23 protein-coding genes and 3 tRNA genes are annotated in these 26544 nt (G+C 61.8%); 23 read left to right on the top strand and 3 right to left on the bottom strand.

Features of this window, described 5'->3' with window-relative positions; genetic code table 11:
- The first annotated feature begins 144 nt into the window (after positions 1 to 144).
- A complete protein-coding gene (locus tag ACN6KF_RS11700; RefSeq protein ID WP_434959658.1) occupies positions 145 to 2337 on the top strand; it encodes a RelA/SpoT family protein in 2193 nt (730 codons plus the stop codon).
- Between the two features lie 55 nt (positions 2338 to 2392).
- On the opposite strand, the gene ACN6KF_RS11695 is transcribed toward ACN6KF_RS11700, so the two are convergent.
- Entirely contained in the window at positions 2393 to 2737 is a 345-nt protein-coding gene (locus ACN6KF_RS11695) for a hypothetical protein (protein WP_434956990.1), read from the bottom strand.
- A gap of 233 nt (positions 2738 to 2970) precedes the next feature.
- Here ACN6KF_RS11695 and pyrE point away from each other — a divergent pair, with 233 nt between their 5' ends.
- The 9 genes from pyrE (at position 2971) to ACN6KF_RS11650 (ending at position 9883) form a co-directional block, all read left to right on the top strand.
- Entirely contained in the window at positions 2971 to 3561 is a 591-nt protein-coding gene (gene pyrE / locus ACN6KF_RS11690) for an orotate phosphoribosyltransferase (protein ID WP_434959657.1), read from the top strand.
- Positions 3562 to 3563: 2 nt separating this feature from the next.
- On the top strand, positions 3564 to 4331 hold the full coding sequence (locus ACN6KF_RS11685; RefSeq protein WP_434956989.1) for a pyridoxine 5'-phosphate synthase: 768 nt from the start codon (positions 3564 to 3566) through the stop codon (positions 4329 to 4331).
- Positions 4328 to 4726 (top strand): holo-ACP synthase, encoded by a 399-nt coding sequence (gene acpS, locus ACN6KF_RS11680; RefSeq protein ID WP_434956988.1) that lies wholly within the window; start codon positions 4328 to 4330, stop codon positions 4724 to 4726. Before ACN6KF_RS11685 ends, acpS begins: the two co-directional genes overlap by 4 nt.
- Positions 4727 to 5023: 297 nt before the next feature.
- Positions 5024 to 5824, top strand: coding sequence for a signal peptidase I (gene lepB / locus ACN6KF_RS11675; protein ID WP_434956987.1), 801 nt, complete (start codon positions 5024 to 5026; stop codon positions 5822 to 5824).
- 89 nt (positions 5825 to 5913) lie between these two features.
- Positions 5914 to 6495 (top strand): signal peptidase I, encoded by a 582-nt coding sequence (gene lepB / locus ACN6KF_RS11670; protein WP_434956986.1) that lies wholly within the window; start codon positions 5914 to 5916, stop codon positions 6493 to 6495.
- Positions 6492 to 7205 carry a ribonuclease III gene (gene rnc / locus ACN6KF_RS11665; protein ID WP_434956985.1) on the top strand — a complete coding sequence of 238 codons (714 nt, stop codon included), beginning with the start codon at positions 6492 to 6494 and terminating at the stop codon, positions 7203 to 7205. Before lepB (ACN6KF_RS11670) ends, rnc begins: the two co-directional genes overlap by 4 nt.
- A 396-nt stretch (positions 7206 to 7601) precedes the next feature.
- Positions 7602 to 8516, top strand: a complete 915-nt coding sequence (gene era, locus ACN6KF_RS11660) for a GTPase Era (RefSeq protein ID WP_434956984.1) — start codon at positions 7602 to 7604, stop codon at positions 8514 to 8516.
- Positions 8517 to 8564: 48 nt separating this feature from the next.
- The gene (gene recO / locus ACN6KF_RS11655; protein ID WP_434956983.1) at positions 8565 to 9296 is read left to right on the top strand and encodes a DNA repair protein RecO; all 732 of its coding nucleotides are present in this window, start codon (positions 8565 to 8567) and stop codon (positions 9294 to 9296) included.
- A 65-nt stretch (positions 9297 to 9361) separates the two neighbouring features.
- Positions 9362 to 9883 carry a hypothetical protein gene (locus tag ACN6KF_RS11650; protein WP_434956982.1) on the top strand — a complete coding sequence of 174 codons (522 nt, stop codon included), beginning with the start codon at positions 9362 to 9364 and terminating at the stop codon, positions 9881 to 9883.
- Positions 9884 to 9934: 51 nt separating this feature from the next.
- Here ACN6KF_RS11650 and ACN6KF_RS11645 read toward each other — a convergent pair whose 3' ends face one another.
- A complete protein-coding gene (locus ACN6KF_RS11645) occupies positions 9935 to 10708 on the bottom strand; it encodes a TrmH family RNA methyltransferase (RefSeq protein ID WP_434956981.1) in 774 nt (257 codons plus the stop codon).
- Positions 10709 to 10922: 214 nt separating this feature from the next.
- Here ACN6KF_RS11645 and ACN6KF_RS11640 point away from each other — a divergent pair.
- From ACN6KF_RS11640 to rplA, 9 genes are all read left to right on the top strand, one after another.
- Positions 10923 to 11007: transfer RNA gene (locus tag ACN6KF_RS11640), tRNA-Tyr, on the top strand.
- A 27-nt stretch (positions 11008 to 11034) separates the two neighbouring features.
- Positions 11035 to 11108 (top strand) — tRNA-Gly (locus ACN6KF_RS11635).
- A 139-nt stretch (positions 11109 to 11247) separates the two neighbouring features.
- Positions 11248 to 12438, top strand: a complete 1191-nt coding sequence (tuf, locus tag ACN6KF_RS11630; protein ID WP_434956980.1) for an elongation factor Tu — start codon at positions 11248 to 11250, stop codon at positions 12436 to 12438.
- A 159-nt stretch (positions 12439 to 12597) separates the two neighbouring features.
- Positions 12598 to 12918 (top strand): YbjQ family protein, encoded by a 321-nt coding sequence (locus ACN6KF_RS11625; protein WP_105865681.1) that lies wholly within the window; start codon positions 12598 to 12600, stop codon positions 12916 to 12918.
- Positions 12919 to 13085: 167 nt separating this feature from the next.
- Positions 13086 to 13161: transfer RNA gene (locus ACN6KF_RS11620), tRNA-Trp, on the top strand.
- A 284-nt stretch (positions 13162 to 13445) separates the two neighbouring features.
- Complete coding sequence (gene secE / locus ACN6KF_RS11615) at positions 13446 to 13643, top strand: preprotein translocase subunit SecE (protein WP_434956979.1); 198 nt, start codon at positions 13446 to 13448, stop codon at positions 13641 to 13643.
- Between the two features lie 12 nt (positions 13644 to 13655).
- Positions 13656 to 14189 carry a transcription termination/antitermination protein NusG gene (nusG, locus tag ACN6KF_RS11610; protein WP_434956978.1) on the top strand — a complete coding sequence of 178 codons (534 nt, stop codon included), beginning with the start codon at positions 13656 to 13658 and terminating at the stop codon, positions 14187 to 14189.
- 159 nt (positions 14190 to 14348) lie between these two features.
- Positions 14349 to 14780, top strand: coding sequence for a 50S ribosomal protein L11 (gene rplK / locus ACN6KF_RS11605; RefSeq protein WP_105865683.1), 432 nt, complete (start codon positions 14349 to 14351; stop codon positions 14778 to 14780).
- Between the two features lie 4 nt (positions 14781 to 14784).
- Entirely contained in the window at positions 14785 to 15483 is a 699-nt protein-coding gene (gene rplA / locus ACN6KF_RS11600; RefSeq protein WP_434959656.1) for a 50S ribosomal protein L1, read from the top strand.
- A 185-nt stretch (positions 15484 to 15668) separates the two neighbouring features.
- Here the strand turns inward: rplA and ACN6KF_RS11595 are convergent, their stop codons facing one another.
- Entirely contained in the window at positions 15669 to 15875 is a 207-nt protein-coding gene (locus tag ACN6KF_RS11595; protein WP_434956977.1) for a hypothetical protein, read from the bottom strand.
- Positions 15876 to 16444: 569 nt separating this feature from the next.
- On the opposite strand from ACN6KF_RS11595, the gene rplJ reads away from it, so the two are divergent.
- From rplJ to rpoC, 4 genes are all read left to right on the top strand, one after another.
- On the top strand, positions 16445 to 16963 hold the full coding sequence (gene rplJ / locus ACN6KF_RS11590; protein WP_434956976.1) for a 50S ribosomal protein L10: 519 nt from the start codon (positions 16445 to 16447) through the stop codon (positions 16961 to 16963).
- A 53-nt stretch (positions 16964 to 17016) separates the two neighbouring features.
- Complete coding sequence (gene rplL / locus ACN6KF_RS11585; protein WP_434956975.1) at positions 17017 to 17391, top strand: 50S ribosomal protein L7/L12; 375 nt, start codon at positions 17017 to 17019, stop codon at positions 17389 to 17391.
- Between the two features lie 313 nt (positions 17392 to 17704).
- Positions 17705 to 21826, top strand: coding sequence for a DNA-directed RNA polymerase subunit beta (rpoB, locus tag ACN6KF_RS11580; protein WP_434956974.1), 4122 nt, complete (start codon positions 17705 to 17707; stop codon positions 21824 to 21826).
- A gap of 134 nt (positions 21827 to 21960) precedes the next feature.
- Positions 21961 to 26163 (top strand): DNA-directed RNA polymerase subunit beta', encoded by a 4203-nt coding sequence (gene rpoC, locus ACN6KF_RS11575; RefSeq protein ID WP_434956973.1) that lies wholly within the window; start codon positions 21961 to 21963, stop codon positions 26161 to 26163.
- The last annotated feature ends 381 nt before the right edge of the window (positions 26164 to 26544 follow it).

Here is a 26544-nt window from a genome sequence, read left to right as displayed (position 1 = left end):
CGGCATTGCCGGCCCGCTTTTCTTTTGTGCCGCGGACGTATTGAATAGCGCCATGCTTCGGTTTGGCCGGGAGCTGGCAATGATGAAGCCGGGCGCTTGAAGGCGGCCGGCGGGAGACTGTGAGTGACGGCGCCATTTCGCCTGATGCGGCAATATGAACTCGTGGACAAGGTGCGGGCGTATAACCCTGCTGTTAACGAGGATCTGCTCAACGCTGCCTATGTCTACGCCATGCAGCAGCACGGCGCGCAATTTCGTGCCTCTGGTGATCCCTATTTTTCCCATCCCCTTCAGGTAGCCTCGCTTCTTACCGATCTGAAGCTCGACGATGCCACCATCGCAGCCGCTTTGTTGCATGACACCATCGAGGATACCGATGCCACGCGCGGCGAGATCGAACGTCGCTTCGGCAAGGAAATTGCGGCTCTCGTCGACGGGCTGACCAAGATCAAGAAGCTCGATTTGGTTTCCAAGGAAGCCAAGCAGGCCGAAAACCTGCGCAAGCTCTTGCTGGCCATCGTCGAGGACGTTCGCGTTCTCCTCGTCAAGCTGGCGGATCGCTTGCACAACATGCGCACGCTCAACTTCATGAGGGCGGAAAAGCGCGCCCGCATTGCCCAGGAGACGCTGGACATTTATGCACCGCTGGCCGGGCGCATGGGCATGCAGGATATGCGCGAGGAGTTGGAGGACCTGTCCTTCCACGAATTGCAACCGGCCCATTACGAAACCATCGTGCGCCGCTTGGAAGGCTTGAAGCGCCGCAATGGCGCGCTGATTGCCGAGATCGAGAACGATCTGCGCGAGAGGCTGCAGGAACGCGGCATCGAAGCGACGGTGAAAGGGCGGGAGAAGCGGCCCTATTCGATCTTCAAGAAGACCGAGCAGAAGCAGGTCGCCTTCGAGCAGCTCTCCGATATCTTCGCCTTCCGCGTGCTGGTGAACAAGGTGGAGGATTGCTATCGCGCCCTCGGGCTCGTCCACACCAAATGGCCGCTCGTGCCTGGGCGCTTCAAGGACTACATCTCCACACCCAAGCAGAACGATTACCGGTCCCTGCACACCACGGTGATCGGCCCGGGTCATCAGCGCGTCGAGTTGCAGATCCGAACCGAGGAGATGCACCGCATCGCCGAACTCGGCATTGCCGCCCATGCGCTCTACAAGGAGAACAAGGCTGGTGATAGTCTGCGCCTGGAAGGAGAGAGCCGGGCCTTTGCCTGGTTGCGCCGGACCATGGCGATGCTTGCCGAGGGCGACAACCCCGAAGAATTCCTCGAGCATACCAAACTCGAGCTGTTCCAGGACCAGGTGTTCTGCTTCACGCCGAAGGGCAAGCTGATCACCTTGCCACGCGGGGCCAATGCCATCGATTTCGCCTATGCCGTGCATACCGACGTCGGCAACACGGCGGTGGGCTGCCGCGTCAACGGCCGTACTACGCCGCTGGTCTCCGAACTCTACAATGGCGACGAGGTCGCCATCATCACCGCCAAGCAGCAGACGCCCCCGGCGGCCTGGGAAACGCTGGTGGTCACGGGCCGGGCGCGCGCCGCCATTCGCCGTGCCACGCGCACGGCGGTGCGGGCGCAATATGCCGGGCTCGGCCAACGCATCATCGAACGCGCCTTCGAGCGGTTGGAGAAGACCTACAGCCCCGATGCCTTGCAGGGAGCGCTCAAGCGCCTCGCCCGCAAAAGCGTGGACGATGTGCTCACAGCCGTCGGCCGTGGCGAAATGCGTTCGCAGGATGTGGTGCGGGCGGTGTTCCCCGACTTCAAGCTCGAACAGTCGAGCCATGCCGCTGCCGGGCTCGACGAGACCTGGTTCGGCCTGCAGGGCGGACAGAATCTGCGCTTCAAGCTGCAAGGTGGCGGTGATCCCGCCAAGGCCGCCATCCCCGTGCGTGGCCTGATGGGTGATCTGCCGGTGCGTTTTGCCGAAGGCGGGGCGGTGCCGGGTGACCGTATCGTGGCCATCCTCACCCCGGGCGAGGCGATCACCATCTATCCGATTCAGTCGCAGGCGCTGGCCGATTTCGAAGACAGGCCCGAGCTTTGGCTCGACGTGCGTTGGGATCTGGAAGCGGCCCGCGCCGAGCGCTATCCCGCCCGGGTCCAGGTGGTGTCGATCAATGAGCCCGGCACGCTTGCCCAGATCGCCCAGGTTGTCGCCGAGACCGACGGCAACATCGACAATCTCGCCATGCAGCGCCGCTCCTTCGACATGACCGAGATGATCATCGATCTCGAGGTCTACGACCTCAAGCATCTGCTGGCCATCATCGACGGCTTGCGGGCCCGCAAGGTGGTGAGCGAGGTGCAACGGGTGATCTGACGGCCGGCTCGACCTTTGATGGGAGCTTCATCTGCGGGCGTTCGGCGCTACGCGATCAGCTGCATTGCCCACCGATGCTGGTCATCCCGATTACGCGCCCGAACATTAGGCTGACGAGGACGGCGCAGGTGCGGTCGTAGGCAAGGCCGTAGCGAGCCAGGATCCGCTTCTGCTCGGGCAGCGGGATGGGTGGCGTGTCGCCGCGCTGGCGGAAGTCGAGGCGATTGCCCAGATAGACCAGACGAATGGTGCCACCTTCCTCTGCGCGAAAATCCGGCTTGCCGTAGCGCTCGACGAAGGCCTGTTCCGACGAGCCCATCGAGAACAGCGGCCGGATTCCGCCATCGCCGATCGCGCATCCGCTGAGCAGCAGCGATAGGCAGAAGATCAACTTTCTCACAGCACTCGCACTCCATACCTCGAGAAAACGGGAAATTGGCGGCTAAACCGTGTTGCGATTAGATGAAGTCTCTCGGAATCGCAAAGCCACGTCTAAGATCTCCCGTCAGCAACCGAAAGGCGGGGCACCGTTGTTGACTTTTCGCGAAATTTTCGCCCTCCGACCAGTATCGGCCATTGATCTGCACGCCCTGGAAGCGTAGCCCGTACAGCCGGAAAAACCAGGAGATGATGATGACGCAGGATGAGGTGCTGGCGGAATTCCGGGCGGCGGGAGCATTGCTCGAAGGACATTTCATCCTGACGTCGGGGCGCCATTCGGCGGTCTACCTGCAGAAGAATCTCGTCTTCATGGATCCCCCCCGCACCGAGCGTCTGTGCCGCGCCCTGGCCGAGCGCATCCGTGCCGCCTTCGGGCCCATCGACATGGTGGTGTCGCCGGCCGTGGGCGGCATCGTGCCGGGCTACGAGACCGCGCGTGCGCTCGGCGCCAAGACGGTGTTCGTGGAACGCGAGAACGGCCAATTCCAGTTGCGGCGCGGCTTCGCCATTCCCAAGGGTGCGCGCGTTGTGATGGTGGAGGACATCATCACCACCGGCCTGTCCTCGCGCGAATGCCTGGCATCCATCGCCAACCAGCCCGGCGAGATCGTGGGCGCGGCCTGCCTGATCGACCGCTCGGGCGGCAAGGCCGATCTCGGCAAACCCTTGGTGGCCCTGGCGACCCTCGACATCCCGACCTTCGAGGCCGACAAGCTGCCGCCGGAACTCGCCAACCAGCCGGCCGTCAAGCCCGGCAGCCGCGCTCTTGCGGGACAGGCTTGAAAATGACCTCCGCCGCTCTGCCCAAGATTCTTCGTCTCGGCGTCAATGTCGACCACGTCGCCACCGTGCGCAATGCGCGCGGCGGCCCCTGGCCCGATCCCGTCCGCGCCGCGCATCTGGCGGTCGAGGCTGGCGCTGACGGCATTACCGCGCATCTGCGCGAGGATAGGCGCCATATCCGCGATGCCGACATCCGCCGCATCCGCACCGAGGTGAAGGCACCGCTGAATTTCGAAATGGCGGTGACCGACGAAATGCTGGCAATCGCGCTGGACGTGAAGCCCCACGCTGTTTGCCTGGTGCCGGAAAAGCGTGAGGAGCGCACCACCGAGGGAGGACTGGACGTCAGGGCCGCCGAAGCCAATCTGAGAGCGGCGATCCCACAGCTCAAGGAAAGCGCCATCCGCGTCTCCCTGTTTGTCGAACCGGACAGGGCGGTGCTGGAGGCGTGCGCCGCTCTGGGTGCCGATATCGTGGAACTGCATACGGGAACCTGGTGCGAGGCGGTCGCCTCGGGGGAGACCGGCCACGCCGCCGCGGAGTTCGAGCGTCTGAAGCTTGGTGCGTCCATCGCTGCCGGGCTCGGGCTGGAAGTGCATGCCGGGCACGGGCTTGATTTCGAGACCTCCGAAATCCTGGCTGCGGTGCCCGAATTCGCCGAGTTCAATACCGGGCATTTCCTCATCGGAGAGGCTATATTCGTCGGGCTCGCGGAGAGCATCCGTACCGTCAAGGCGGCGATGGCGGCCGGACGGAGCCGGGCCGGATGATCATCGGCATCGGCAGCGATCTTTGCGACATCAGACGGATCGAGGCTGCCCTCGCGCGCTATGGCGAGCGTTTTCAACAGCGCTGCTTCACCGAGGCCGAGCGCGCCAAGGCGGCCGGCCGTGCCGACAAGGCCGGCACGCTGGCCAAACGCTTCGCTGCCAAGGAGGCATGCTCGAAAGCGCTGGGGACCGGCATCAGCGGAATCCATTGGCATGACATGGAAATCCTCAATGCGGAGAGCGGCCGGCCCGAATTGCGGCTGACCGGCGCGGCTTTGCAACTGCTCGACAGCCTGCTGCCGGCAGGACATGAAGCCCATATTCATCTTAGCCTGACCGACGAGCATCCTCTGGCGCAGGCCTTCGTGGTGATCGAGGCCCGACTGCGTGTTTGAACGCGGGGCTGGCCGTTTGCCGCGCAATTGCCGAAATCATGCTGTTTGTGGCGGACGTGGCCTGTGAATGATTGACCTCGTCAGGGCATCTCGAAGGCAGGCTCCGGCGTTGCACCCTCAATCCGCAGGGGTTATAGCAGCCGCAACAGAGTTGTTTCGTTACAAAGCTTCCGGAGCTTGCCTCAAGGCCAACTCCGGAAGCTTTGCGTAATTTCAAGGTTCTTGTGGAATCTTGGACCGGAGCGATATTCCGAGGCTCCGGTCCCGCCAAGGACCGCCTCCAAAGATGGAAGACCGATGAGCGTGGCCAGCCAACCGAACAAGACGCCCGACACCAGCGGCGCCGCCAAGAAGACGTCGAAGGATGGCGGTATCGGCGAACTGATCAAGATCATCATTCACGCCCTTATCATTGCGCTGGTGGTCCGCACGGCCCTGTTCCAGCCGTTCAACATTCCGTCCGGTTCGCTGATCCCGACGCTTCTGGTCGGCGACTACGTCATGGTCTCGAAATACAGCTATGGCTGGTCGCGCTATTCGGTGCCGGTGATTTCCGGCTTCCTGCCCTCCGGCCGCTTGTGGGCGGGCGAGGGGCCGAAGCGCGGCGACATCGCCGTGTTCAAGCTGCCCAAGGACAATTCGACCGATTTCATCAAGCGCGTCATCGGCCTGCCCGGCGATCGGATCCAGGTGCGCCAGGGCCGACTGTTCATCAACGGCACCATGGTTCAGCGCGAACAGGCGGGCACCTATCTGGTCAAGGACGAATTCGGGCGCGACAAGCAGGTGCCGAAGTATATCGAAACCCTGCCCAATGGCGTGAAGCACGAGGTCATCGAAATCCAGGGCGACAGCGGTTATTACGACAACACCGATGAATATGTCGTGCCGCCGGGCAACTACTTCATGATGGGTGACAACCGCGACAATTCCGATGATTCGCGCGATCTTGCCGCCGTCGGCTACGTGCCGCTAGATAATTTCGTCGGCAAGGGCCAGATCATCTTCTTCTCCGTCGCCGATGACGCCTCGCCTCTCGCTTTCTGGCAGTGGCCGTGGACCGTGCGCGGCAGCCGTTTGTTCTCGCTCATTCGATAATGGCGGATCAGACCACGTCTGACGGAGTGTTGCGTCGAATTTGGCCTCATGCGAGCCGCTCCAACAGATTGCTGTTTGCTGGTGGCGCTATGCTGTTGCTCGCCTCTTGCCGCAATTTCTCGGTGCCGAGTGGTTCCAACATTCCTACGCTGCTCGTGGGTGACGTCGTGATGGTGTTGCCCTTCGGCGAGGGACCTTTAGTCGGGGCCCCCGCTCGTGGCGACATGGCGGTATTCCGATTGCCCAAGGATCGCTCCACCTATTTCATCAAGCGGGTGATCGGCCTGCCGGGAGATCGCATCCAGATGCGCGATGGCCGTCTGTTCATCAACGGAAGCAGGGTGCCGCGCGAGCCGGCCGGCAGCTACAAAGCGGAGATGGCGTTTAGCGTCGACAAACAGGTGCCGAAATATCGGGAGACCTTGTCGAACGGACGGAATTATGAAGTCATCGAGGTTAGTGAAGACATTGGCTTTTACGACAATACCGATGAATATGTCGTTCCGGCCGGCCATTATTTCACGATGGGCGACAATCGCGACAATTCCGATGACTCGCGCGATCTCGCCGGTGTCGGCTATATTCCGCTTGAGAATTTCGTGGGCAAACCCTGGCGGGTCCTGTTCTCGACGGCCAAGGGACAAATGCGCCTGTTTAAGATCGTACAATGAGCTCGAAGAAGAAACCTCCGCTTGAAACTCTGGAAGCCGCGCTCGGCCATGTCTTTGCCGATCGCTCTGTCTTGGAGCGAGCCTTGACGCATATCAGCTTTCTCGACGGGCCGGCTAGGCTGGAGAGTTATCAGCGCCTGGAGTTTCTCGGCGACCGTGTGCTCGGCCTGGCGGTTGCCGACATGCTTTACAGCGTCTTCCCCGATGACGAGGAGGGCGCAATGTCGCGCCGGCTTTCCGACCTCGTGCGCAAGGAGACCTGCGCTGCCGTCGCAAACGACTGGGGGGTAGGCCCGCATGTCAAGCTCGGCCTTGGCGAGGCCCATTCGGGCGGGCGCAAGCGTGTCACCACGCTTGGCGATGTCTGCGAGGCCTTGATCGGCGGCGTCTTCGTCGACGCCGGCTATGATAAAGCGCGCGCCGTGGTCGAGAACGCCTGGCGCGAGCGGCTTCACGCTCCGGTCAGGCCGCCGAGCGATGCCAAGACCGCCTTGCAGGAATGGGCGCAGGGCCGTGCGTTGAAGGCCCCGACCTATCGCTTGGTTTCGCGTACCGGGCCCGATCACAATCCACGTTTCGTAATCGCCGTCGATATCGAGACGCTGGCCTCGGCCGAGGGCGAAGGCAAGTCCAAGCGCCTGGCCGAGCAGGCCGCCGCCACCGCCTTCATGGCACGCGAAGGCATCTCTCTGGAGGGGCGGCGGAGCTGAACTTTCGGCGGATATGGCCGACTGGCCTGCCCGGGACATGAACAAAACCGGCTTGCGGCGGCCCGGAGCGTTTTGTGGTTTGTCGGAAACGGGTCAAACCACAAAGACGCGTCGAAACGATGAGTTGGAGCAAAGCGCGATTCGGTAAAATCGAACTTTGTTCCAGGGCGTATCGCGCCGTATTTCGGAGCGCGAATGTCTGCTAGAACGTCGACAATGGTAGAATGTCCGAGCCCGTTCCTCGCGGACGCGTTCGGACATTCTGCTTGAGCCGGATTGATCCAAGAGCATTTTCCGGAAGAGTCGATAGACTGTTCGATTGAGAAAATGCGTTAAAACAAAGAGTTAGGGAAAATTGCGATGCGAAGAAATCGCAGTTTTCCCTAGAAAGAGCAAATGAACGAGACTACGCAAACAAGATGCGGCTTCGTCGCCCTGATCGGCGCACCCAATGCCGGCAAGTCCACGCTGATGAACGCCATCGTCGGCGCCAAGCTGTCGATCGTGACCCATAAGGTGCAGACGACGCGTGCGATCGTGCGCGGCATCGCCATCACAGGCGAAGCACAGATCATCTTCGTCGACACGCCTGGCATCTTCCAGCCCAGGCGCCGGCTCGATCGGGCCATGGTCACTACCGCATGGAGCGGAGCGGCCGATGCCGATGCCGTCTGCCTGCTGGTCGATGCCCAGCGCGGGCTCGACGAAGGCAATGAGGCCATCCTGCAAAAGCTTTCGGCAACCAAGCAGAAGCGCATCCTCATCCTCAACAAGATCGATGCGGTGAAGCGCGAAAAGCTGCTGGAGCTTGCCCAGGCCGTCAATGCGCGGCTGCCCTTCGAACAGACCTTCATGCTATCGGCGCTGACCGGCAGCGGCGTGGAAGATCTCACCCGTCATCTCGGCTCCATCATGCCAGCCGGACCCTGGCTCTATCCCGAGGACCAGATCTCGGATGCGCCCCTGCGTTCGCTGGCGGCCGAGATCACGCGCGAGAAGCTGTTCCTGCGACTGCATGATGAACTGCCCTACGAATCGACGGTGGAAACCACGGCGTGGACGTCGATGAAGGATGGTTCCGCCCGCATCGAGCAGACGATCTATGTCACGCGCGAGGGACACAAGAAGATTGTCATCGGCAAGGGTGGCGAAACCATCAAGGCGATCTCGATGGCGGCACGCAAGGAAATCGCGGCCATGGCCGAGGTGCCGGTGCATCTGTTCCTGTTCGTGAAGGTGCGCGAGAACTGGTCTGACGACCCCGAGCGCTATCGTGAAATGGGCCTGGACTTCCCGGTGGAGAAACCCTGAGGCAGGCGCCTTCCAATGCGTTTTGCGATTTGACGAAATACCAACCCGATGGAATGGATCGACAGCGGTTACATATTGGGCGTGCGCCGCCACGGCGAATCCAGCGTGATCCTGGAGGCTATGACCCGGGATCACGGCCGTCATCTCGGCATGGTGCGGGGAGGGCGCTCGCGGACTTTGCAGCCTGTGCTGCAGCCTGGCAACGAGGTGCAACTCACCTGGCGCGCCCGGATCGAAGGTCATCTCGGTCATTTCGCCGTCGAGGGACTGACCTTGCATGCTGCTCGGTTCCTGTCCTCCCGGCTGGCCTTGTTCGCCATGACCCATGTGGCGGCCCTGGTCCGCCTGCTGCCCGAGCGCGATCCACATCCAGGGCTCCACGAGGCCTTCGGCCACCTCATAGAGGTGCTTGGAGACCCCGCCTTGGCGCCGGCGCTGATCGCAAGATTCGAACTTGAAATCCTGTCGGACCTCGGCTTCGGCCTCGATCTGGCCGCCTGCGCCGTCACCGGCCGGCGGGACGACCTGATCTATGTCTCGCCCAAGAGTGGGCGGGCGGTCTGCCGGGAAGCTGGAACTCCCTGGCATGACAGGCTGTTGCGCTTGCCAGCCTTTCTGCGCGGAGAGGAAGGCGTGCCTGGCGCTGGCGACATCGCGGATGGCTTGCGCCTCACCCAATATTTCCTGGAGCGCGATGTCTTTGCGCCGCGCGGTCTTGCCATGCCCGAGGGTAGGCGTGTGCTGCTGGAAGACCTGGTGGTGGCGAAAGAAAAAGGTTAACCAATCCTTATTCCGCCAAAGTCGTTGGCTACGATCGCCGGGATGAAGTTCTCGAGGATGCCGCCGTGACGATCCGTCCTGTTTCCTTGTTGGCGATTACGTTCTGTCTCGTCACTCTGCCGATGACACAGGCCCAGGCGGGCTGGCGTGACGCTCCCTTTTACGACGACGGAGGATGGGGCGGCGAGTTCGAGGCGCCCATGCGCCCCTATCACCCGCGGCCCATCTATCGCGAGGATGATGGAGGCTACGAGACCCGCAGCTTCTATCCGCGCCCGTGGGTGAGGGGGCCGGCCTATGCTCCGGATCTCGACGCCCCCTATGACGTCCTGCCGGAGGAGCGTGGCCCGGCGATGCGACCGCTGCGGCCGCCCCGCCGTCTTGTCGGGACGCCGCAAAGCCTGCCGCGTCCGGCTCTGCCCAAACCGCGCAGCGCAGCCCTGTCTGCACCGAAAAAGCTCGAACCGGCCAAAACTCTGCCGCTCGCTGCTGCGCCCAAACCGCGCCCCGAGCCGGTTCAGGAGGCAAGAGCCCTGCCGGTGCCGCGGCCGAATCTCGAAAGTATGGATTTCGAGCCCGCGAAATAGAACAGCGCTCGTCCTTACGGCTCCCGGTGATCGGTCAAATAGTAATAGCGTTCAGGCCGGTATCTTCGTTCGAGCCACATAGAGTGCGAGGGCGGCGGCATTCGAGACGTTGAGGCTTTTGATCTCGCCGGGCATGTCGAGCCGGGCCAAGGCATCGCAGAGCGAACGGGTGCGCTGACGCAGGCCCTTGCCCTCGGCGCCGAGCACAAGGGCCAGCGGCCCGGCGAACACGGTGCCTTCCAATGTTGCCGGTCCTTCCGAGTCGAGACCGATTCGCGTCACGCCGCTCGCTTCCATTTCATCCAGCGTGTCGCCGAGATTGCGTACGGAAACGACCGGCACATGTTCGAGGCCGCCCGAGGCCGATTTGGCGAGCACGCCGGTGGCGGCTGGTGAATGGCGCTCGGTCGTGATGATCGCAGCCACCTTGAAGGCGGCGGCCGAGCGGATGATGGCGCCGACATTATGGGGATCGGTGATCTGGTCGAGCACCAGGACGATATCTTGCGCGCCGAGCTCGCCGAAGGCGGGAGCGGGCAGGGGAGCTGCCTCCAGATAGAGGCCCTGGTGAATCGAATCGGGCGTGAGCAGACGGTCGATGTCGCCGGGACGGACGGTTTCCGGCTTGATTCTCGTCTCGACCTTCTCGTCGGCCAGCCTTTTCAGGGCGTTTTCGGTGGCGAGCAGCCGCTTGAGCTTGCGGTTGGGGTTCTGCAGCGCTTCACGCACCGGGTGCCAGCCATAGATCACCACGGTTTCCGGCGTCGCTTCGCCAGCGTAGCCCCGATGGTGGCCGCGATGGCCTCTGCGGTCCCTGTCCTTCATGTTTTTCTCCGTTCCGGAGACTGCCCATGACATGCCCGGCGCGCCAAAAAAAGCCCCGTCCGCGATTAAGTGTAAAAACTCGTCGTCAATCTTCGCCTTTTAGGTTGACAGGCACCGATCCCCTCACCATAACGGCGCCCTCTGAACGAAGCGGTCGCGCCACTTGGTCGCTTCGATTTCGCAGCGGTGTCACAGCGTTGCGGAAGGACGTTTTGGAGGGGTGCCCGAGTGGTTAAAGGGGACGGACTGTAAATCCGTTGGCTCAGCCTACGTTGGTTCGAATCCAACCCCCTCCACCAAACGTCCAAAGAATACTGTGCTTGGTTGCGGGTGTAGCTCAATGGTAGAGCAGCAGCCTTCCAAGCTGAATACGAGGGTTCGATTCCCTTCACCCGCTCCACTCCCTTCCGGTCGGATTTTGGGCCGCACACGCGCCGTGCTCCATTCTCTTCTTGCGCGTTGCCGCAAAAACCCCTATCGAGCCGCCCGATATTTCGCACCGGCGAAATACCCAATCCTCCAATGCTGGAAACGGGGCTATGGCCAAAGAGAAATTTGAACGCAACAAGCCGCACTGCAACATCGGCACGATTGGTCACGTTGACCATGGCAAGACGTCGCTGACAGCGGCGATCACGAAGGTGCTTGCCGAGACGGGCGGTGCGACGTTCACGGCGTATGACCAGATCGACAAGGCACCGGAAGAGAAGGCTCGTGGCATCACGATCTCGACGGCGCATGTGGAGTATGAGACGAAGAACCGTCACTACGCCCATGTCGACTGCCCCGGGCATGCCGACTATGTGAAGAACATGATCACGGGCGCGGCGCAGATGGACGGCGCGATCCTGGTTGTTTCGGCAGCGGACGGCCCGATGCCTCAGACGCGCGAGCACATTCTGCTGGCCCGCCAGGTCGGCGTTCCGGCGCTGGTCGTGTTCCTGAACAAGGTCGACCTTGTCGACGATCCGGAGCTGCTCGAGCTGGTTGAGATGGAAGTTCGCGAGCTTTTGTCGAAGTACGAGTTCCCCGGCGACGACATTCCGATCACGATGGGCTCTGCGAAGGCTGCTCTGGACAACGTCAACCCGGCGATTGGTCATGACGCGGTGCTGAAGCTGATGCAGACGGTTGACGACTACATCCCGCAGCCCGAGCGTCCGATCGACCAGCCCTTCCTGATGCCGGTTGAAGACGTGTTCTCGATCTCGGGTCGTGGCACGGTCGTGACCGGCCGTGTCGAGCGCGGCATCGTCAAGGTTGGCGAGGAAGTCGAGATCGTCGGCATCCGCGCCACGCAGAAGACGACGGTGACGGGCGTCGAGATGTTCCGCAAGCTTCTGGACCAGGGCCAGGCTGGTGACAACATCGGCGCGCTGCTGCGCGGCACCAAGCGTGAGGACGTGGAGCGCGGCCAAGTGCTGTGCAAGCCCGGTTCGGTGAAGCCGCACACCAAGTTCAAGGCCGAAGCCTACATCCTGACCAAGGAAGAGGGCGGTCGTCATACGCCGTTCTTCGGCAACTACCGTCCGCAGTTCTACTTCCGCACGACGGACGTGACGGGCGTGGTGACGCTGCCTGAGGGTACGGAGATGGTGATGCCTGGCGACAACATCGCCATGGAAGTGAACCTGATCGTGCCGATCGCCATGGAAGAGAAGCTGCGCTTCGCCATCCGTGAAGGCGGTCGTACCGTCGGCGCCGGCGTCGTCGCCGCAATCATCGAATAAGAACGGGCGAAAGCTTGAGTTCGGAACGGCGCAGCCTTGGCTGCGCCGTTTTTGTTTGTATTGGTGGCTTTTGCGTAAAGTGTTTTTGACGCGTTTTCTTAATCGAAAAGTCTATCAACCTTTCTGAAAAACGCTCTATCCGCATTCGAGGAACAGGTCATGATCGTCGTCACTACCAATGATCTCCCAGGTTACCGCGTCGTGAAGCATTTCGGCGTGGTGCGGGGTATCACCGTGCGTTCGCGCAGCGTGATCGGCAATATTGGTGGCGCCATCCAGTCGGTGTTCGGCGGCAAGCTGTCGGTCTATACCAATCTGGCGGAAACCGCCCGGCAGGAAGCCTATGAGCTTCTCGTGCGTCATGCCGAGGAACTGGGCGCCAATGCCATCATCGCCATGCGCTACGATGCCAATGAGATCATGGATGGAATCACCGAGGTGCTGGCCTATGGCACCGCGGTGGCCGTCGAGCCGGTCTAAGCGAGGCCGGGGCAGCCCAGGTATGAAAACTGCCATGAAATGCGGAGCGCCTGCAGGTCCGTCGCACTTCTGCCCTGGCGGCGATGAAAATTTACACAGCGATCCCCATCTGTGGGATTGCGCCAAATCATTTGCGCGGCTATGTAGGCGCCGCGCGAGCAACGCGTAGGGGTATAGCTCAGCTGGTAGAGCGACGGTCTCCAAAACCGTAGGTCGCAGGTTCGATCCCTGCTGCCCCTGCCAATTTACGCGGATGAGGCGTTTAGCTTTTTTCGCTCTGTCATGAAAGCCGGGGGATGGGGCTTGGCCGCACCCTCGGTTTTGTGTTGGCAAAAACGGCCGGACAGGATTTGCAAGCCCGCTGGGCGGGATCGCAGACCCTGCGAGGTTCACAGTCGTCGCAGAGCCTGGCTGGCCGGATCATGTCCGCTTCATCCACGCTCCGCTCAGGCCCGGCCTTGCATTTGCAAGGTAGGATTTCGAAATGAGTGCCGGAACAATCCTGTTTCGGTCAAGGCGGTAGAACGATGGCAAAGACGACTCCGATGGAGTTCTTGCGACAGGTTCGCAACGAAACGAACAAGGTCACCTGGCCCACCCGCCGGGAAACCATGATCACGGCCCTCATGGTCGTCATCTTCACCATCGCCATGGCCATCTTCTTCTCCATCACGGATGCCGTGTTGATCCGTGCCGTCTCCTTCATCGTGAATCTGGGCCGCTAGGGAAAATCCATAATGGCCAAGCGCTGGTACATCGTTCACGCCTATTCCAACTTCGAGAACAAGGTCGCGCAGTCGATTCGCGAGCAGATCGCCCAGCGTGGGCTCTCCGATCTGTTCGAAGAGATCCTGGTGCCGACCGAAAAGGTCGTCGAGGTTCGCCGCGGCCGCAAGGTCGACACCGAACGCAAGTTCTTCCCCGGCTACGTGCTGGTGAAGTGCGACCTGACGGACGAGGTGCATCACCTCATCAAGAACACGCCGAAGGTCACCGGCTTCCTGGGTGCCGACAAGGCCAAGCCCGTGCCGATTCCCGACCGTGAGGCGGAGCGCATCAAGGGGCAGGTCGCCGATGGCGTCGAGCGTCCCAAGCCCTCCGTCAGCTTCGAGGTCGGCGAGCAGGTCAAGGTCGCGGACGGCCCGTTCGCCTCCTTCAACGGCATCGTCGAGGAAGTCGACGAGGGTCGTGCCCGCCTCAAGGTGGCGGTTTCCATTTTCGGCCGGGCCACACCGGTCGAACTCGAATATGGGCAGGTCGAGAAGGTTTGACCTGATTCCATACGCGGGAGGAGACATCGGGCCGATCGCCGCCCGATGAAACCGAACCGCGAAACTCCGGCCATCTCGATGGTCACCTGCCATCCTCTCGATGGCCTGCCATCCTCTTGATGGCTGATAACCGCGGGGCAACCCGCATAGGAGCAACAAATGGCGAAGAAAATTACGGGCTACGTCAAGCTTCAGGTTCCGGCCGGCGCCGCGAACCCGTCGCCGCCCATCGGCCCCGCGCTCGGTCAGCGTGGCCTGAACATCATGGAATTCTGCAAGGCCTTCAATGCGAAGACCGCGCAGATGACCAAGGGCATGCCGATCCCGGTCATCATCACGGCCTATCAGGACCGTTCCTTCACCTTCGAACTGAAGCTTCCCCCGGTGTCCTACTGGGTCAAGGAAGCTGCCGGCATCAAGTCGGGTTCACAGACCCCCGGCAAGGGCGCCAAGGCTGGCAAGATCACGATCGCTCAGATCCGTGAGATCGCCGAGAAGAAGCTGCCCGACCTCAACTGCGATACGGTCGAGGCCGCTATGGCCATGGTGAAGGGTTCCGCCCAGTCGATGGGCCTCGAGATCGTCGGGTGATATGATGGCACATCAAGGAAAGCGTATTCGCGCGGCCAAGGAAGGCATTGACCGCATCAAGCTCTACGGCCTGGATGAGGCTGTGGCCCTGATCAAGGACCGCGCCAAGGCCAAGTTCGACGAAACCGTCGAGATCGCCATGAATCTGGGCGTCGATCCCCGCCATGCCGACCAGATGGTCCGCGGTGTTTGCAACCTGCCCAACGGTTCGGGCCGGACGCTGCGCGTGGCCGTGTTCGCCCGCGGCGCCAAGGCTGACGAAGCCCGCGCTGCCGGTGCCGATGTGGTGGGCGCAGAGGATCTCGTCGAGATCGTCAATGGCGGCAAGATCGATTTCGATCGCTGCATCGCCACCCCGGACATGATGCCGCTGGTCGGCCGTCTGGGTAAGGTGCTCGGCCCGCGCGGCATGATGCCGAACCCGAAGGTCGGTACCGTGACCATGGACGTCACCTCGGCCGTGCAGGCTTCGAAGGGTGGTTCGGTCGAGTTCCGTGTCGAGAAGGCCGGCATCGTGCATGGCGCTATCGGCAAGGCCTCGTTCTCGGCCGACAAGCTCGCCGAGAACATCAAGGCTTTCGCCGACGCCGTGGTCAAGGCCAAGCCGACTGGCGCGAAGGGCACCTATGTCCAGCGCGTCGCCCTGTCCTCGACGATGGGCCCCGGCGTGAAGATCGATCCGGCCAGCGTGCTCAGCGCCTGATCCGGTTTGCATCGAACGATTTGAAAACCCCGCCGAAGCTGCTTCGGCGGGGTTTTCTATGTTCGAGTTGGTCTAGAGGCAGCTTTTTCGCGCTATGACGCAAGATCCAGGAAGACTGGATCGTCACCATCCGAATAGGTACACCAACCATCCGCCTCTTCGGTGAGAAGGCGCAGGAGCTGCGTCTATCTTGCGGTTATTGTTCCATGGCTGTATGGCGCCTCCGGGGCGATTTGCCAAAGGTCATATTCCAGATCTGACATCCAGCCGGCGTAGCAGCATTGCTGGCTGATACCCGTCTTCAGTGCCAGCAACCCCAGCGCAGCACCGCTCTGCGGGCTTTCCGTAAAGAGGCAATTGATCGTCGCTCCCGAGATTTCCAACTTGTACATCCCCGTCGCCTTGGTAGCCTGGGGGCAAGCACGCTGCTGCCATATTGGCAAGTCAAAGTGTTTCGATCGCGTCTTGAAAAATTGGGGTAACGATCAAATTCCCCCTTGGCAATTCGGCCAAGAGGGACTATATCGCGCTTCTCACTGAACTGATCAAAGGTTCATGACCCTGGGATGTGTAAACAGCCCGGGATTTTTGCTGTCCAAAGCAATTTGGACGGTAGGCTGGTCGGAAGGGTTTTCGAGCCTTGACGGCCATGTCCTGTCCGAGACTGCAGGCGCAGGGAAACCTGCTTAATCGCCGGGAGAGGCCCTGAAAAGCGCTCCTTTTGGCCTGCATAGACGGGGAAGACCGGTTTTCGGTATCCGCCTCGCGGCTGCCTCGTGAATTGGTTCGATCCGGCTCGCTCGTTGTGATGGCATGTGTCATTTTGACGCATATCCGATAACGAGGGACAGGCAATCGAGCGTCGCCTTTCAAGGTTCCGGTTCGCCGGTATCCCTAAGGCGGCAAATGCAACGGTCGGCTTTCCTTTGAATTTGGGAAAGCTGCAACCGGAGAGAGCAACGTGGAAAGAGCGGAAAAGCAGGAGTTCATCGGCGTTCTCCAGGAAGTCTTCAAGGCTTCTGGCGTCGTCGTCGTAGCTCACTATTCCGGCCTGACCGTCGCCCAGATGCAGAACCTGCGCAAGCAGGCCAAGGCAGCTGGTGCGACCGTGAAGGTCGCTAAGAACCGCCTCGCCAAGATCGCTCTCGATGGCACGGATGTGGCCTCCATCGCGCCCCTCATGAAGGGCCCGACCTTGATCGCTTATTCCAGCGATCCTGTGGCTGCTCCGAAGGTCGCCGTCGACTTCGCCAAGGCCAACGACAAGTTCGTTATCCTCGGCGGCGCGATGGGCAAGACCTCTCTGAACCAGGATGGTGTCAAGGCGCTTGCGTCTCTGCCGTCTCTGGACGAACTGCGCGCCAAGCTTATCGGCCTTATCCAGGCCCCGGCTACCAAGGTCGCTCAGGTCGTCAACGCACCGGCTGCCAAGCTGGCTCGCGTGTTCGGAGCCTATGCCAAGCGAGACGAAGCGGCGTAAGGCCGTTCGCAACCCGATAAACCGGTACGAACCTAAACTAAGGATTACGGACAATGTCCAAGATTGAAAAGATCGTTGAAGACCTCTCGAGCCTGACGGTTCTGGAAGCCGCTGACCTCGCCAAGGCCCTGGAAGAGAAGTGGGGCGTTTCGGCTGCTGCTGCTGTTGCAGTGTCGGCTGGCCCGGCTGCTGCGGCCGCTCCGGCTGCTGAAGCTCAGACCGAGTTCACCGTTGTTCTGGCTGCTGCTGGCGACAAGAAGATCGAGGTCATCAAGGAAGTCCGCGCGATCACTGGCCTCGGCCTCAAGGAAGCCAAGGACCTGGTCGAAGCTGCTCCGAAGCCCGTCAAGGAAGCCGTGGCCAAGGAAGAAGCCGACAAGATCAAGGCTGCCCTCGAGAAGGTCGGCGCCAAGGTCGAGCTCAAGTAAGCGAGCTTGCTTCAGGCGATTTGGCCCCGGGGTTTCCCCCGGGGCCTTTTCGGCGTTTTGGGGCCTTGCGCACCAGATGCCGGAACGGCGGACCAGAGAATCTTCGAGATTTCGATCCAATTGGATGAGATCGTTCGGGATTTTCCGGTCTGCCGTGACGAGAATGGCGAGGGCCGGTGATCCGGCCGACAGTTTCAGCACCGGGCCGCACCAGCGGCGCTGTGCCGGGCGGGGAGGGCAATCTTCCCTGCGATTCAAATGCCTGCAGGATCGGTGCAATGGTGCCGGGCCTGCTTGAAAGGACGAGGACCACATGGCTCAGACGACCAATGCCCGCAAGCGCGTCCGCCGGTTTTTCGGAAAGATCCGCGAAGTCGCGACGATGCCGAACCTGATCGAGGTTCAGAAGGCTTCCTACGACCAGTTTCTCCAGGTCTTGGAGCCCGAGAGCGGGCGGACGGATGAGGGATTGCAGACCGTATTCAAGTCGGTCTTCCCGATCTCGGACTTCTCCAACAAGGCGATGCTCGAATTCGTCCGCTACGAATTCGAAGCGCCGAAATATGACGTCGACGAGTGCCGCCAGCGCGGCATGACCTTTGCTGCGCCTCTCAAGGTGACACTGCGTCTGATCGTGTTCGATGTCGACGAGGAAACCGGCGCCCGCTCCGTGAAGGACATCAAGGAGCAGGACGTCTACATGGGCGACATGCCGCTCATGACCTCGAACGGCACCTTCATCGTCAACGGCACCGAGCGCGTCATCGTCTCCCAGATGCACCGTTCGCCGGGCGTGTTCTTCGATCACGACAAGGGCAAGACCCACTCGTCGGGCAAGCTCCTGTTCGCCGCACGCATCATTCCCTATCGCGGCTCCTGGCTCGACATCGAGTTCGATGCCAAGGACATCGTGCATGCGCGCATCGATCGCCGCCGCAAGATCCCGGTCTCCTCGCTGCTCTTTGCCCTCGGCATGGATGGCGAAGAAATTCTGCGTACCTTCTACAACTCCATCACCTATGTCCGCGACAAGGATGGCTGGCGCGTTCCCTATGACTGGAACCGTCTGAAGGGCGTCAAGCCGACCATCGATCTCATCGACGCCGATACCGGCGAAGTCGTGGTTGAAGCCGGCAAGAAACTGACGGCGCGTTCTGCCCGCGCGCTGGCCGACAAGGGCCTCAAGGCCCTGCGCGTCACGGATGAGGATCTGATCGGCCGTTACGTCGCCGAGGACATCGTCAATCTCAACACGGGCGAGGTCTATCTGGAAGCTGGCGACGAGCTCAGCGAGAAGAACCTGAAGCTGCTCGGCGACGAGGGTTTCGACGAGATTCCCGTGCTCGACATCGATCACGTCACGGTTGGTGGCTACATCCGCAACACGCTGGCGGTCGACAAGAACAACTCGCGCGAAGAGGCCTTGTTCGACATCTATCGCGTGATGCGTCCGGGTGAGCCGCCGACGATCGACTCCGCCGAGGCGATGTTCCAGTCGCTGTTCTTCGATTCCGAGCGTTACGACCTCTCGTCGGTCGGCCGCGTCAAGATGAACATGCGCCTCGACCTCGATGCCGAGGATACCGTCCGCGTGCTGCGCAAGGACGACATCCTGGCCGTGGTCAAGACGCTGGTGGACCTGCGCGACGGCAAGGGCGAGATCGACGACATCGATCATCTCGGCAACCGCCGCGTGCGCTCGGTCGGCGAGCTGATGGAAAATCAGTATCGCGTCGGCCTGCTGCGCATGGAGCGCGCCATCAAGGAGCGCATGTCCTCGGTCGACGTCGACACCGTAATGCCGCAGGATCTGATCAACGCCAAGCCGGCGGCTGCCGCCGTGCGCGAGTTCTTCGGCTCTTCGCAGCTCTCGCAGTTCATGGACCAGACCAACCCGCTGTCGGAAATCACCCACAAGCGTCGCCTGTCGGCGCTTGGCCCGGGTGGTCTGACCCGCGAGCGTGCCGGCTTCGAAGTGCGCGACGTGCATCCGACCCACTACGGCCGCATCTGCCCGATCGAGACGCCGGAAGGCCCGAATATCGGTCTGATCAACTCGCTGGCGACCTTTGCTCGCGTCAACAAATACGGCTTCATCGAGGCGCCCTACCGTCGCGTCCGCGACAGCAAGGTCACGCCCGAGGTCGTCTATCTGTCGGCGATGGAAGAGGGCAAATACTACGTCGCCCAGGCCAACATCCCGCTCGACCAGGAAGGTCGGCTGACCGAGGACTTCGTGGTCTGCCGTCATGCCGGTGAAAACGTCATGGTGACGCCTGACCGCGTCGACTACATGGACGTGTCGCCCAAGCAGCTGGTTTCGGTTGCCGCCGCGCTCATTCCCTTCATCGAGAATGACGACGCCAACCGGGCGCTGATGGGAGCGAACATGCAGCGTCAGGCCGTGCCGTTGGTGCGCGCCGATGCGCCGTTCGTCGGCACCGGCATGGAAAGCGTGGTGGCCCGTGACTCCGGCGCTGCCATCGGCGCCCGCCGCACCGGCATCGTCGACCAGATCGACGCGACGCGTATCGTTATCCGCGCCACCGCCGATCTCGATCCGACCCAGTCGGGCGTCGACATCTACCGCCTGATGAAGTTCCAGCGCTCCAACCAGTCGACCTGCATCACGCAGAAGCCGCTGGTCCGCGTCGGCGACGTCGTGAAGAAGGGTGACATCATCGCCGACGGTCCCTCGACCGAACTCGGCGAGCTGGCGCTCGGCCGTAACGTGCTCGTCGCGTTCATGCCCTGGAACGGCTACAACTTCGAGGACTCCATCCTGCTCAGCGAGAACATCGCCAAGGAGGACGTGTTCACCTCGATCCACATCGACGAATTCGAAGTGATGGCCCGCGATACCAAGCTGGGTCCGGAAGAAATCACGCGCGACATTCCGAACGTCTCGGAAGAAGCGCTGAAGAACCTGGACGAGGCTGGCATCGTCTATATCGGCGCCGAGGTGCAGGCCGGCGACATCCTAGTCGGCAAGATCACGCCGAAGGGCGAGAGCCCGATGACGCCGGAAGAAAAGCTCCTGCGCGCCATCTTCGGCGAAAAGGCTTCCGACGTGCGCGATACCTCGTTGCGCGTTCCCCCGGGCGTCACCGGCACCATCGTCGAAGTGCGCGTGTTCAACCGCCACGGCGTCGACAAGGACGAGCGTGCCCAGGCGATTGAGCGCGAAGAGATCGAGCGCCTGGCCAAGGACCGTGACGACGAGCAGGCGATCCTCGACCGCAACGTCTATCAGCGTCTCGTCGAATTGCTCGAGGGCAAGGCGGCGATCGGCGGGCCTAAGGGCTTCAAGAAGGAGACGGTGCTTACTGCCGACGTGATGCAGGAGTATCCGCGCTCGCAGTGGTGGAACTTCGCCGTGGCCGACGACGCTCTGATGAGCGAGGTCGAGGCCATGCGCAAGCAGTACGACGAATCCAAGAAGCGCCTTGAACAGCGCTTCCTGGACAAGGTCGAGAAGCTGCAGCGTGGCGACGAACTGCCGCCCGGCGTGATGAAGATGGTCAAGGTCTTCGTCGCCGTGAAGCGCAAGATCCAGCCGGGTGACAAGATGGCAGGCCGTCACGGCAACAAGGGCGTGGTTTCGCGCATCATGCCGATCGAAGACATGCCTTTCCTCGAGGATGGCACGCCGGTCGACATCGTGCTCAACCCGCTCGGTGTTCCCAGCCGCATGAATGTCGGTCAGATTCTCGAAACCCATATGGGTTGGGCAGCTGCCGGTCTCGGCAAACTCGTTGGCGATGCCATCGACGCCTATAAGAGAGGCAAGGGGGCCAAGCAGCTCAAGGATACGCTCGACCGCATCTACGGCAAAAATGAAGAGATCGAGTCCATGGACGAGCGTGAGCTCGTCGACATGTCCTCGACGCTTCGCCGCGGCGTGCCGATCGCGACCCCGGTCTTCGACGGCGCCAAGGAAAGCGACATCGTCGACTTCCTCAGGATGGCGGGGCATGACGCCTCGGGTCAGGTGCAGCTCTACGACGGGCGCACGGGCAATCCCTTCGACCGCAAGGTGACAGTCGGCTACATCTACATGCTGAAGCTGCACCATCTGGTCGACGACAAGATCCATGCCCGTTCGATCGGCCCGTACTCGCTGGTCACGCAGCAGCCGCTGGGTGGCAAGGCGCAGTTCGGCGGTCAGCGCTTCGGCGAAATGGAGGTGTGGGCCCTGGAAGCCTACGGCGCCGCCTACACGCTGCAGGAGATGCTCACCGTCAAGTCGGACGACGTGGCGGGCCGCACCAAGGTCTACGAGGCCATCGTGCGCGGCGACGACACCTTCGAGGCGGGCATTCCGGAATCGTTCAACGTGCTGGTCAAGGAAATGCGTTCGCTGGGCCTCAATGTCGAGCTCACCGGCCTGCGCAACGCCGACCAGATGCTGCCGCCGGCCGAAGCTGCCGAGTGACATTGCCCGGGAGGCGGGTCTTCGGACCCGCCGTGACCGTGCCGCGAATGAGGCGGGTCTGAAGACCCGCCCCCCATTTTTATCCGCGCGGGCAGGGGCGTTGGCCCCGCCTTAGCGCAAACCTGGAGACGGCCATGAACCAAGAGGTCATGAATCTCTTCAATCCGGTAGCGCAGCCGCAGACCTTCGATCAGATCAAGATCTCGATCGCTTCGCCGGAAAAGATTCTTTCCTGGTCCTACGGCGAGATCAAGAAGCCGGAGACCATTAACTACCGTACGTTCAAGCCCGAACGTGACGGCTTGTTCTGCGCGCGCATCTTCGGACCCATCAAGGATTACGAGTGCTTGTGCGGCAAGTACAAGCGCATGAAGTACAAGGGCGTCATCTGCGAGAAGTGCGGCGTCGAAGTCACGCTGTCGCGCGTCCGCCGCGAGCGCATGGGCCATATCGAACTCGCTGCGCCCGTCGCCCATATCTGGTTCCTGAAGTCGCTGCCGAGCCGCATCGGCCTCTTGATGGATATGACGCTCAAGGATCTCGAGCGCATCCTGTACTTCGAATATTACGTTGTGATCGAGCCCGGCCTTACCCCCTTGAAGGAGCGTCAACTCCTCTCTGAGGATGAGTATGCGCGCGCTCAGGACGAGTATGGCGAGGACAGCTTCACCGCGATGATCGGCGCCGAGGCCATCCGCGAGATGCTGCGCTCCATGGATCTGGAGAAGATCGCGGCGGATCTGCGCGTCGAGATCGCCGAGTCCACCTCGGAGCTCAAGCCCAAGAAGCTGGCCAAGCGCCTGAAGATCATCGAGGCCTTCGTCCAGTCGGGCAACAAGCCTGAATGGATGATCCTGACGGCCGTGCCGGTGATCCCTCCGGATCTGCGCCCGCTCGTCCCGCTCGACGGTGGCCGCTTCGCGACCTCGGACCTCAACGATCTCTATCGCCGTGTCATCAACCGCAACAATCGTCTGAAGCGGCTGATCGAACTGCGTGCGCCTGACATCATCATCCGTAACGAAAAGCGCATGCTGCAGGAAGCTGTGGACGCGCTGTTCGACAACGGCCGCCGTGGCCGCGTCATCACCGGCGCCAACAAGCGCCCGCTGAAGTCGCTGTCCGACATGCTCAAGGGCAAGCAGGGCCGGTTCCGCCAGAACCTGCTCGGCAAGCGCGTCGACTATTCCGGCCGTTCGGTCATCGTCGTCGGTCCTGAGCTGAAGCTGCATCAGTGCGGTCTGCCCAAGAAGATGGCGCTGGAGCTGTTCAAGCCCTTTATTTATTCGCGTCTCGACGCCAAGGGGCTTTCCGCGACCGTCAAGCAGGCCAAGAAGTTGGTCGAGAAGGAAAAGCCGGAAGTCTGGGATATCCTCGACGAGGTCATCCGCGAGCATCCGGTGCTGCTCAACCGTGCTCCGACGCTGCATCGCCTCGGCATCCAGGCCTTCGAGCCGGTGCTGATCGAAGGCAAGGCCATCCAGCTGCATCCGCTTGTCTGCACCGCCTTCAATGCGGACTTCGACGGTGACCAGATGGCCGTGCACGTCCCGCTGTCGCTCGAAGCGCAGCTGGAAGCGCGCGTGCTGATGATGTCGACCAACAACATCCTGCATCCGGCCAATGGTCAGCCGATCATCGTGCCGTCGCAGGACGTCGTGCTCGGCCTGTATTATGTGACGCTGATGTCGGACGGCGAGCCCGGGCAGGGCATGGTGTTCGGCAACGTCGGCGAACTCGATCATGCGATCGACAACAGAGTCGTCACGCTGCACTCGAAGATCAAGTGGCGCTGGAGGGGCATCGATGCCGAAGGCAACGAGGTCACCAAGATCTACGACACCACGCCCGGCCGCGTGAAGCTGGCCGAGTTGCTGCCGAAGAATCCCAAGATCTCCTTCGAGGCCGCCAACAATCTGATGACGAAGAAGGCAATCTCCGCCCTCATCGACGTCGTCTATCGCAACGTGGGTCAGAAGGAGGCGGTCATCTTCTGCGACCGCATCATGACGCTCGGCTTCTCCAACGCCTTCAAGGCGGGCATCTCCTTCGGCAAGGACGACATCGTCGTGCCGGAGAACAAGTGGAAGATCGTGGCCGAGACCGACGCTCTCGCGAAGGATTACGAGCAGCAGTACAATGACGGTCTGATCACCCAGGGTGAGAAGTACAACAAGGTCGTCGATGCCTGGGCCAAGTGTGCCGATCGTCTCGCCAAGGAGATGATGGACCGCATTTCGGCCGTGAAGAAGGACGAGAGCGGCCGCGACAAGCCGATCAACTCCATCTACATGATGGCGCACTCCTCGGCCCGTGGTTCGCCGGCCCAGATGCGTCAGCTCGGCGCCATGCGCGGCCTGATGGCCAAGCCGTCGGGTGAAATCATCGAGACGCCGATCATCTCGAACTTCAAGGAAGGCCTCACCGTGCTCGAGTACTTCAACTCGACCCACGGCGCCCGCAAGGGTCTGGCCGACACCGCCTTGAAGACGGCGAACTCGGGTTATCTGACGCGTCGTCTCGTCGACGTCGCCCAGGACTCGATCATCACCGAGACCGATTGCGGCTCGGAAGGCGGCATCGGTGTTCGTGCGATCGTCGATGCGGGCCAGGTCGTGGCTTCGCTCGGCATTCGCGTCCTCGGTCGTACTGCGGCTCAGAACATCACCGACCCCTCGACCGGCACCGTCATCGTGCCGAAGGGCGAGATGATCGACGAGAAGGCGGTCGACCTGATCAGTGCCTCGGGCCTGCAGGAGATTAAGATCCGTTCGGTGCTCACCTGCGAGACCAAGAACGGCGTCTGCGCCACCTGCTATGGTCGCGACCTGGCACGCGGCACGCGCGTCAATATGGGCGAGGCTGTCGGTGTCATTGCGGCACAGTCGATCGGTGAGCCGGGTACACAGCTCACCATGCGTACCTTCCACATCGGTGGCGCGGCGCAGATCAACGAGCAGTCGAACATCGAGTCCACCTTCGAGGGCACGGTCAAGATCCGTAACCGCAACGTGGTGCGGAACACGGACGGCGAGCTGATTGCCATGGCCCGCAACCTGGCTGTCGTGGTCCTCGACCATGACGGCACGGAGCGCTCGGTCAACCGCGTCCCCTATGGTGCCCGCATCAAGGTCGATGACGGTGACAAGATCAAGCGCGGCCAGCGTATCGCCGAGTGGGATCCCTACACCCGCCCGGTGATCACCGAACTCGATGGTGTGATCGGCTATGAGGATCTGGTCGACGGCATCTCGGTTAACGAGAGTGCCGACGAGTCGACCGGCATCACCAAGCGCGTGGTCTCCGACTGGCGGACGTCGAGCCGCTCGGCGGATCTGCGTCCGGCCCTGGTGATCAAGGGCGGCGACGGCAAGATCGCCAAGCTGTCGCGCGGCGGCGACGCCCGCTACTTCCTGGCGGCCGAATCCGTCATCTCGGTCGATCCAGGCTCGAAGGTGAATGCCGGCGACGTCATCGCCCGCGTGCCGCTGGAGAGCGCCAAGACCCGCGACATCACGGGCGGTCTGCCGCGCGTGGCCGAGTTGTTCGAGGCTCGTCGTCCGAAGGATGCGGCGATCATCGCCGAAATCACCGGCACGATCCAGTTCGGTCGCGACTACAAGAACAAGCGTCGTCTCGTGATCCAGCCGCATGAGGCTGATCAGGAGCCGGTCGAATATCTGATCCCGAAGGGCAAGCACATCCATCTCCAAGACGGCGACGTCGTCGAGAAGGGTGACTTCATCGTCGATGGTAACCCGGCTCCGCACGATATTCTGGCGGTCAAGGGCGTCGAGGAACTGGCGGCCTACCTGGTCAACGAAATCCAGGAAGTCTACCGCCTGCAGGGCGTGCAGATTAACGACAAGCACATCGAAGTGATCGTCCGGCAGATGCTGCAGAAGATCGAGGTCACCGACGCCGGTGAGACCGAGTTCCTACCCAGCGAGCAGGTCGACCGCATCGAGTTCGAAGAGGCCAACCTCAAGGCGGTCGAGGAGGGCAGGAAGCCCGCGGTGGGCCATCCGGTGCTGCTCGGCATCACCAAGGCTTCGCTGCAGACGCGTTCGTTCATCTCGGCGGCCTCCTTCCAGGAAACCACCCGCGTGCTCACCGAAGCTGCCGTCAACGGCAAGTCGGATACGCTGGAGGGCCTCAAGGAGAACGTCATCGTCGGCCGCCTCATCCCGGCCGGTACTGGTGCCCAGGTTGCTCGGGTCCGCGAGATCGCCAAGCGCCGCGACGATCTCATCCTGCAGCAGAAGCAGGCCGAGGCCGGTGTTCCGGCTACGCCGGCGGCCGAAGCCGAAGTCGTGGCATTGCCCGCGGCGGAGTAAGAAAATTCAACCGATCGGTTGAGTGGGAGGGCGGCTTGCAAGAGCCGCCCTTTCGTCTTTGAGGGAGCCGTGATCATGACGAGGGAGGGGCAGACCCGAAGCCGGAAGTCATGCAAAACGGCAAAGGGGCTATGCGAAAGGCCCTATCGGCTCAAAAACCTCATTTATTGGTAAATTTGACACGCTTCGCGCTTGACGAGAGGCGAGTCGGCAGTTAAAGACCACATCACTTTCAGGGCGGGCCGTAAGCCGTATTGTTCCTGCAGTCGACAAGACGCGGAACTGATCGCTTAAACGCTGCCTCCGGGCTACCAGACACAGTTCCGGTCATGATCGTACGCTCTGCGTTGCGATCCTCTGTGGGTGTCGCGCTTGCATCCC

The organism is Labrys methylaminiphilus subsp. lupini (assembly GCF_051161885.1).
Taxonomy (GTDB): domain Bacteria; phylum Pseudomonadota; class Alphaproteobacteria; order Rhizobiales; family Labraceae; genus Labrys.
This window is presented reverse-complemented; position numbering and strand designations above follow the sequence as displayed.

What these genes read in the sequence shown, in the direction of transcription:
- ACN6KF_RS11700 (WP_434959658.1), top strand. Translation starts at nt 145, where the DNA reads ATGCGGCAATATGAACTCGTGGACAAGGTGCGGGCGTATAACCCTGCT.
- pyrE (WP_434959657.1), top strand. Translation starts at nt 2,971, where the DNA reads ATGACGCAGGATGAGGTGCTGGCGGAATTCCGGGCGGCGGGAGCATTG.
- ACN6KF_RS11685 (WP_434956989.1), top strand. Translation starts at nt 3,564, where the DNA reads ATGACCTCCGCCGCTCTGCCCAAGATTCTTCGTCTCGGCGTCAATGTC.
- acpS (WP_434956988.1), top strand. Translation starts at nt 4,328, where the DNA reads ATGATCATCGGCATCGGCAGCGATCTTTGCGACATCAGACGGATCGAG.
- lepB (WP_434956987.1), top strand. Translation starts at nt 5,024, where the DNA reads ATGAGCGTGGCCAGCCAACCGAACAAGACGCCCGACACCAGCGGCGCC.
- lepB (WP_434956986.1), top strand. Translation starts at nt 5,914, where the DNA reads ATGCTGTTGCTCGCCTCTTGCCGCAATTTCTCGGTGCCGAGTGGTTCC.
- rnc (WP_434956985.1), top strand. Translation starts at nt 6,492, where the DNA reads ATGAGCTCGAAGAAGAAACCTCCGCTTGAAACTCTGGAAGCCGCGCTC.
- era (WP_434956984.1), top strand. Translation starts at nt 7,602, where the DNA reads ATGAACGAGACTACGCAAACAAGATGCGGCTTCGTCGCCCTGATCGGC.
- recO (WP_434956983.1), top strand. Translation starts at nt 8,565, where the DNA reads ATGGAATGGATCGACAGCGGTTACATATTGGGCGTGCGCCGCCACGGC.
- ACN6KF_RS11645 (WP_434956981.1), bottom strand. Translation starts at nt 10,708, where the DNA reads ATGAAGGACAGGGACCGCAGAGGCCATCGCGGCCACCATCGGGGCTAC.
- tuf (WP_434956980.1), top strand. Translation starts at nt 11,248, where the DNA reads ATGGCCAAAGAGAAATTTGAACGCAACAAGCCGCACTGCAACATCGGC.
- ACN6KF_RS11625 (WP_105865681.1), top strand. Translation starts at nt 12,598, where the DNA reads ATGATCGTCGTCACTACCAATGATCTCCCAGGTTACCGCGTCGTGAAG.
- secE (WP_434956979.1), top strand. Translation starts at nt 13,446, where the DNA reads ATGGCAAAGACGACTCCGATGGAGTTCTTGCGACAGGTTCGCAACGAA.
- nusG (WP_434956978.1), top strand. Translation starts at nt 13,656, where the DNA reads ATGGCCAAGCGCTGGTACATCGTTCACGCCTATTCCAACTTCGAGAAC.
- rplK (WP_105865683.1), top strand. Translation starts at nt 14,349, where the DNA reads ATGGCGAAGAAAATTACGGGCTACGTCAAGCTTCAGGTTCCGGCCGGC.
- rplA (WP_434959656.1), top strand. Translation starts at nt 14,785, where the DNA reads ATGGCACATCAAGGAAAGCGTATTCGCGCGGCCAAGGAAGGCATTGAC.
- ACN6KF_RS11595 (WP_434956977.1), bottom strand. Translation starts at nt 15,875, where the DNA reads ATGTACAAGTTGGAAATCTCGGGAGCGACGATCAATTGCCTCTTTACG.
- rplL (WP_434956975.1), top strand. Translation starts at nt 17,017, where the DNA reads ATGTCCAAGATTGAAAAGATCGTTGAAGACCTCTCGAGCCTGACGGTT.
- rpoB (WP_434956974.1), top strand. Translation starts at nt 17,705, where the DNA reads ATGGCTCAGACGACCAATGCCCGCAAGCGCGTCCGCCGGTTTTTCGGA.
- rpoC (WP_434956973.1), top strand. Translation starts at nt 21,961, where the DNA reads ATGAACCAAGAGGTCATGAATCTCTTCAATCCGGTAGCGCAGCCGCAG.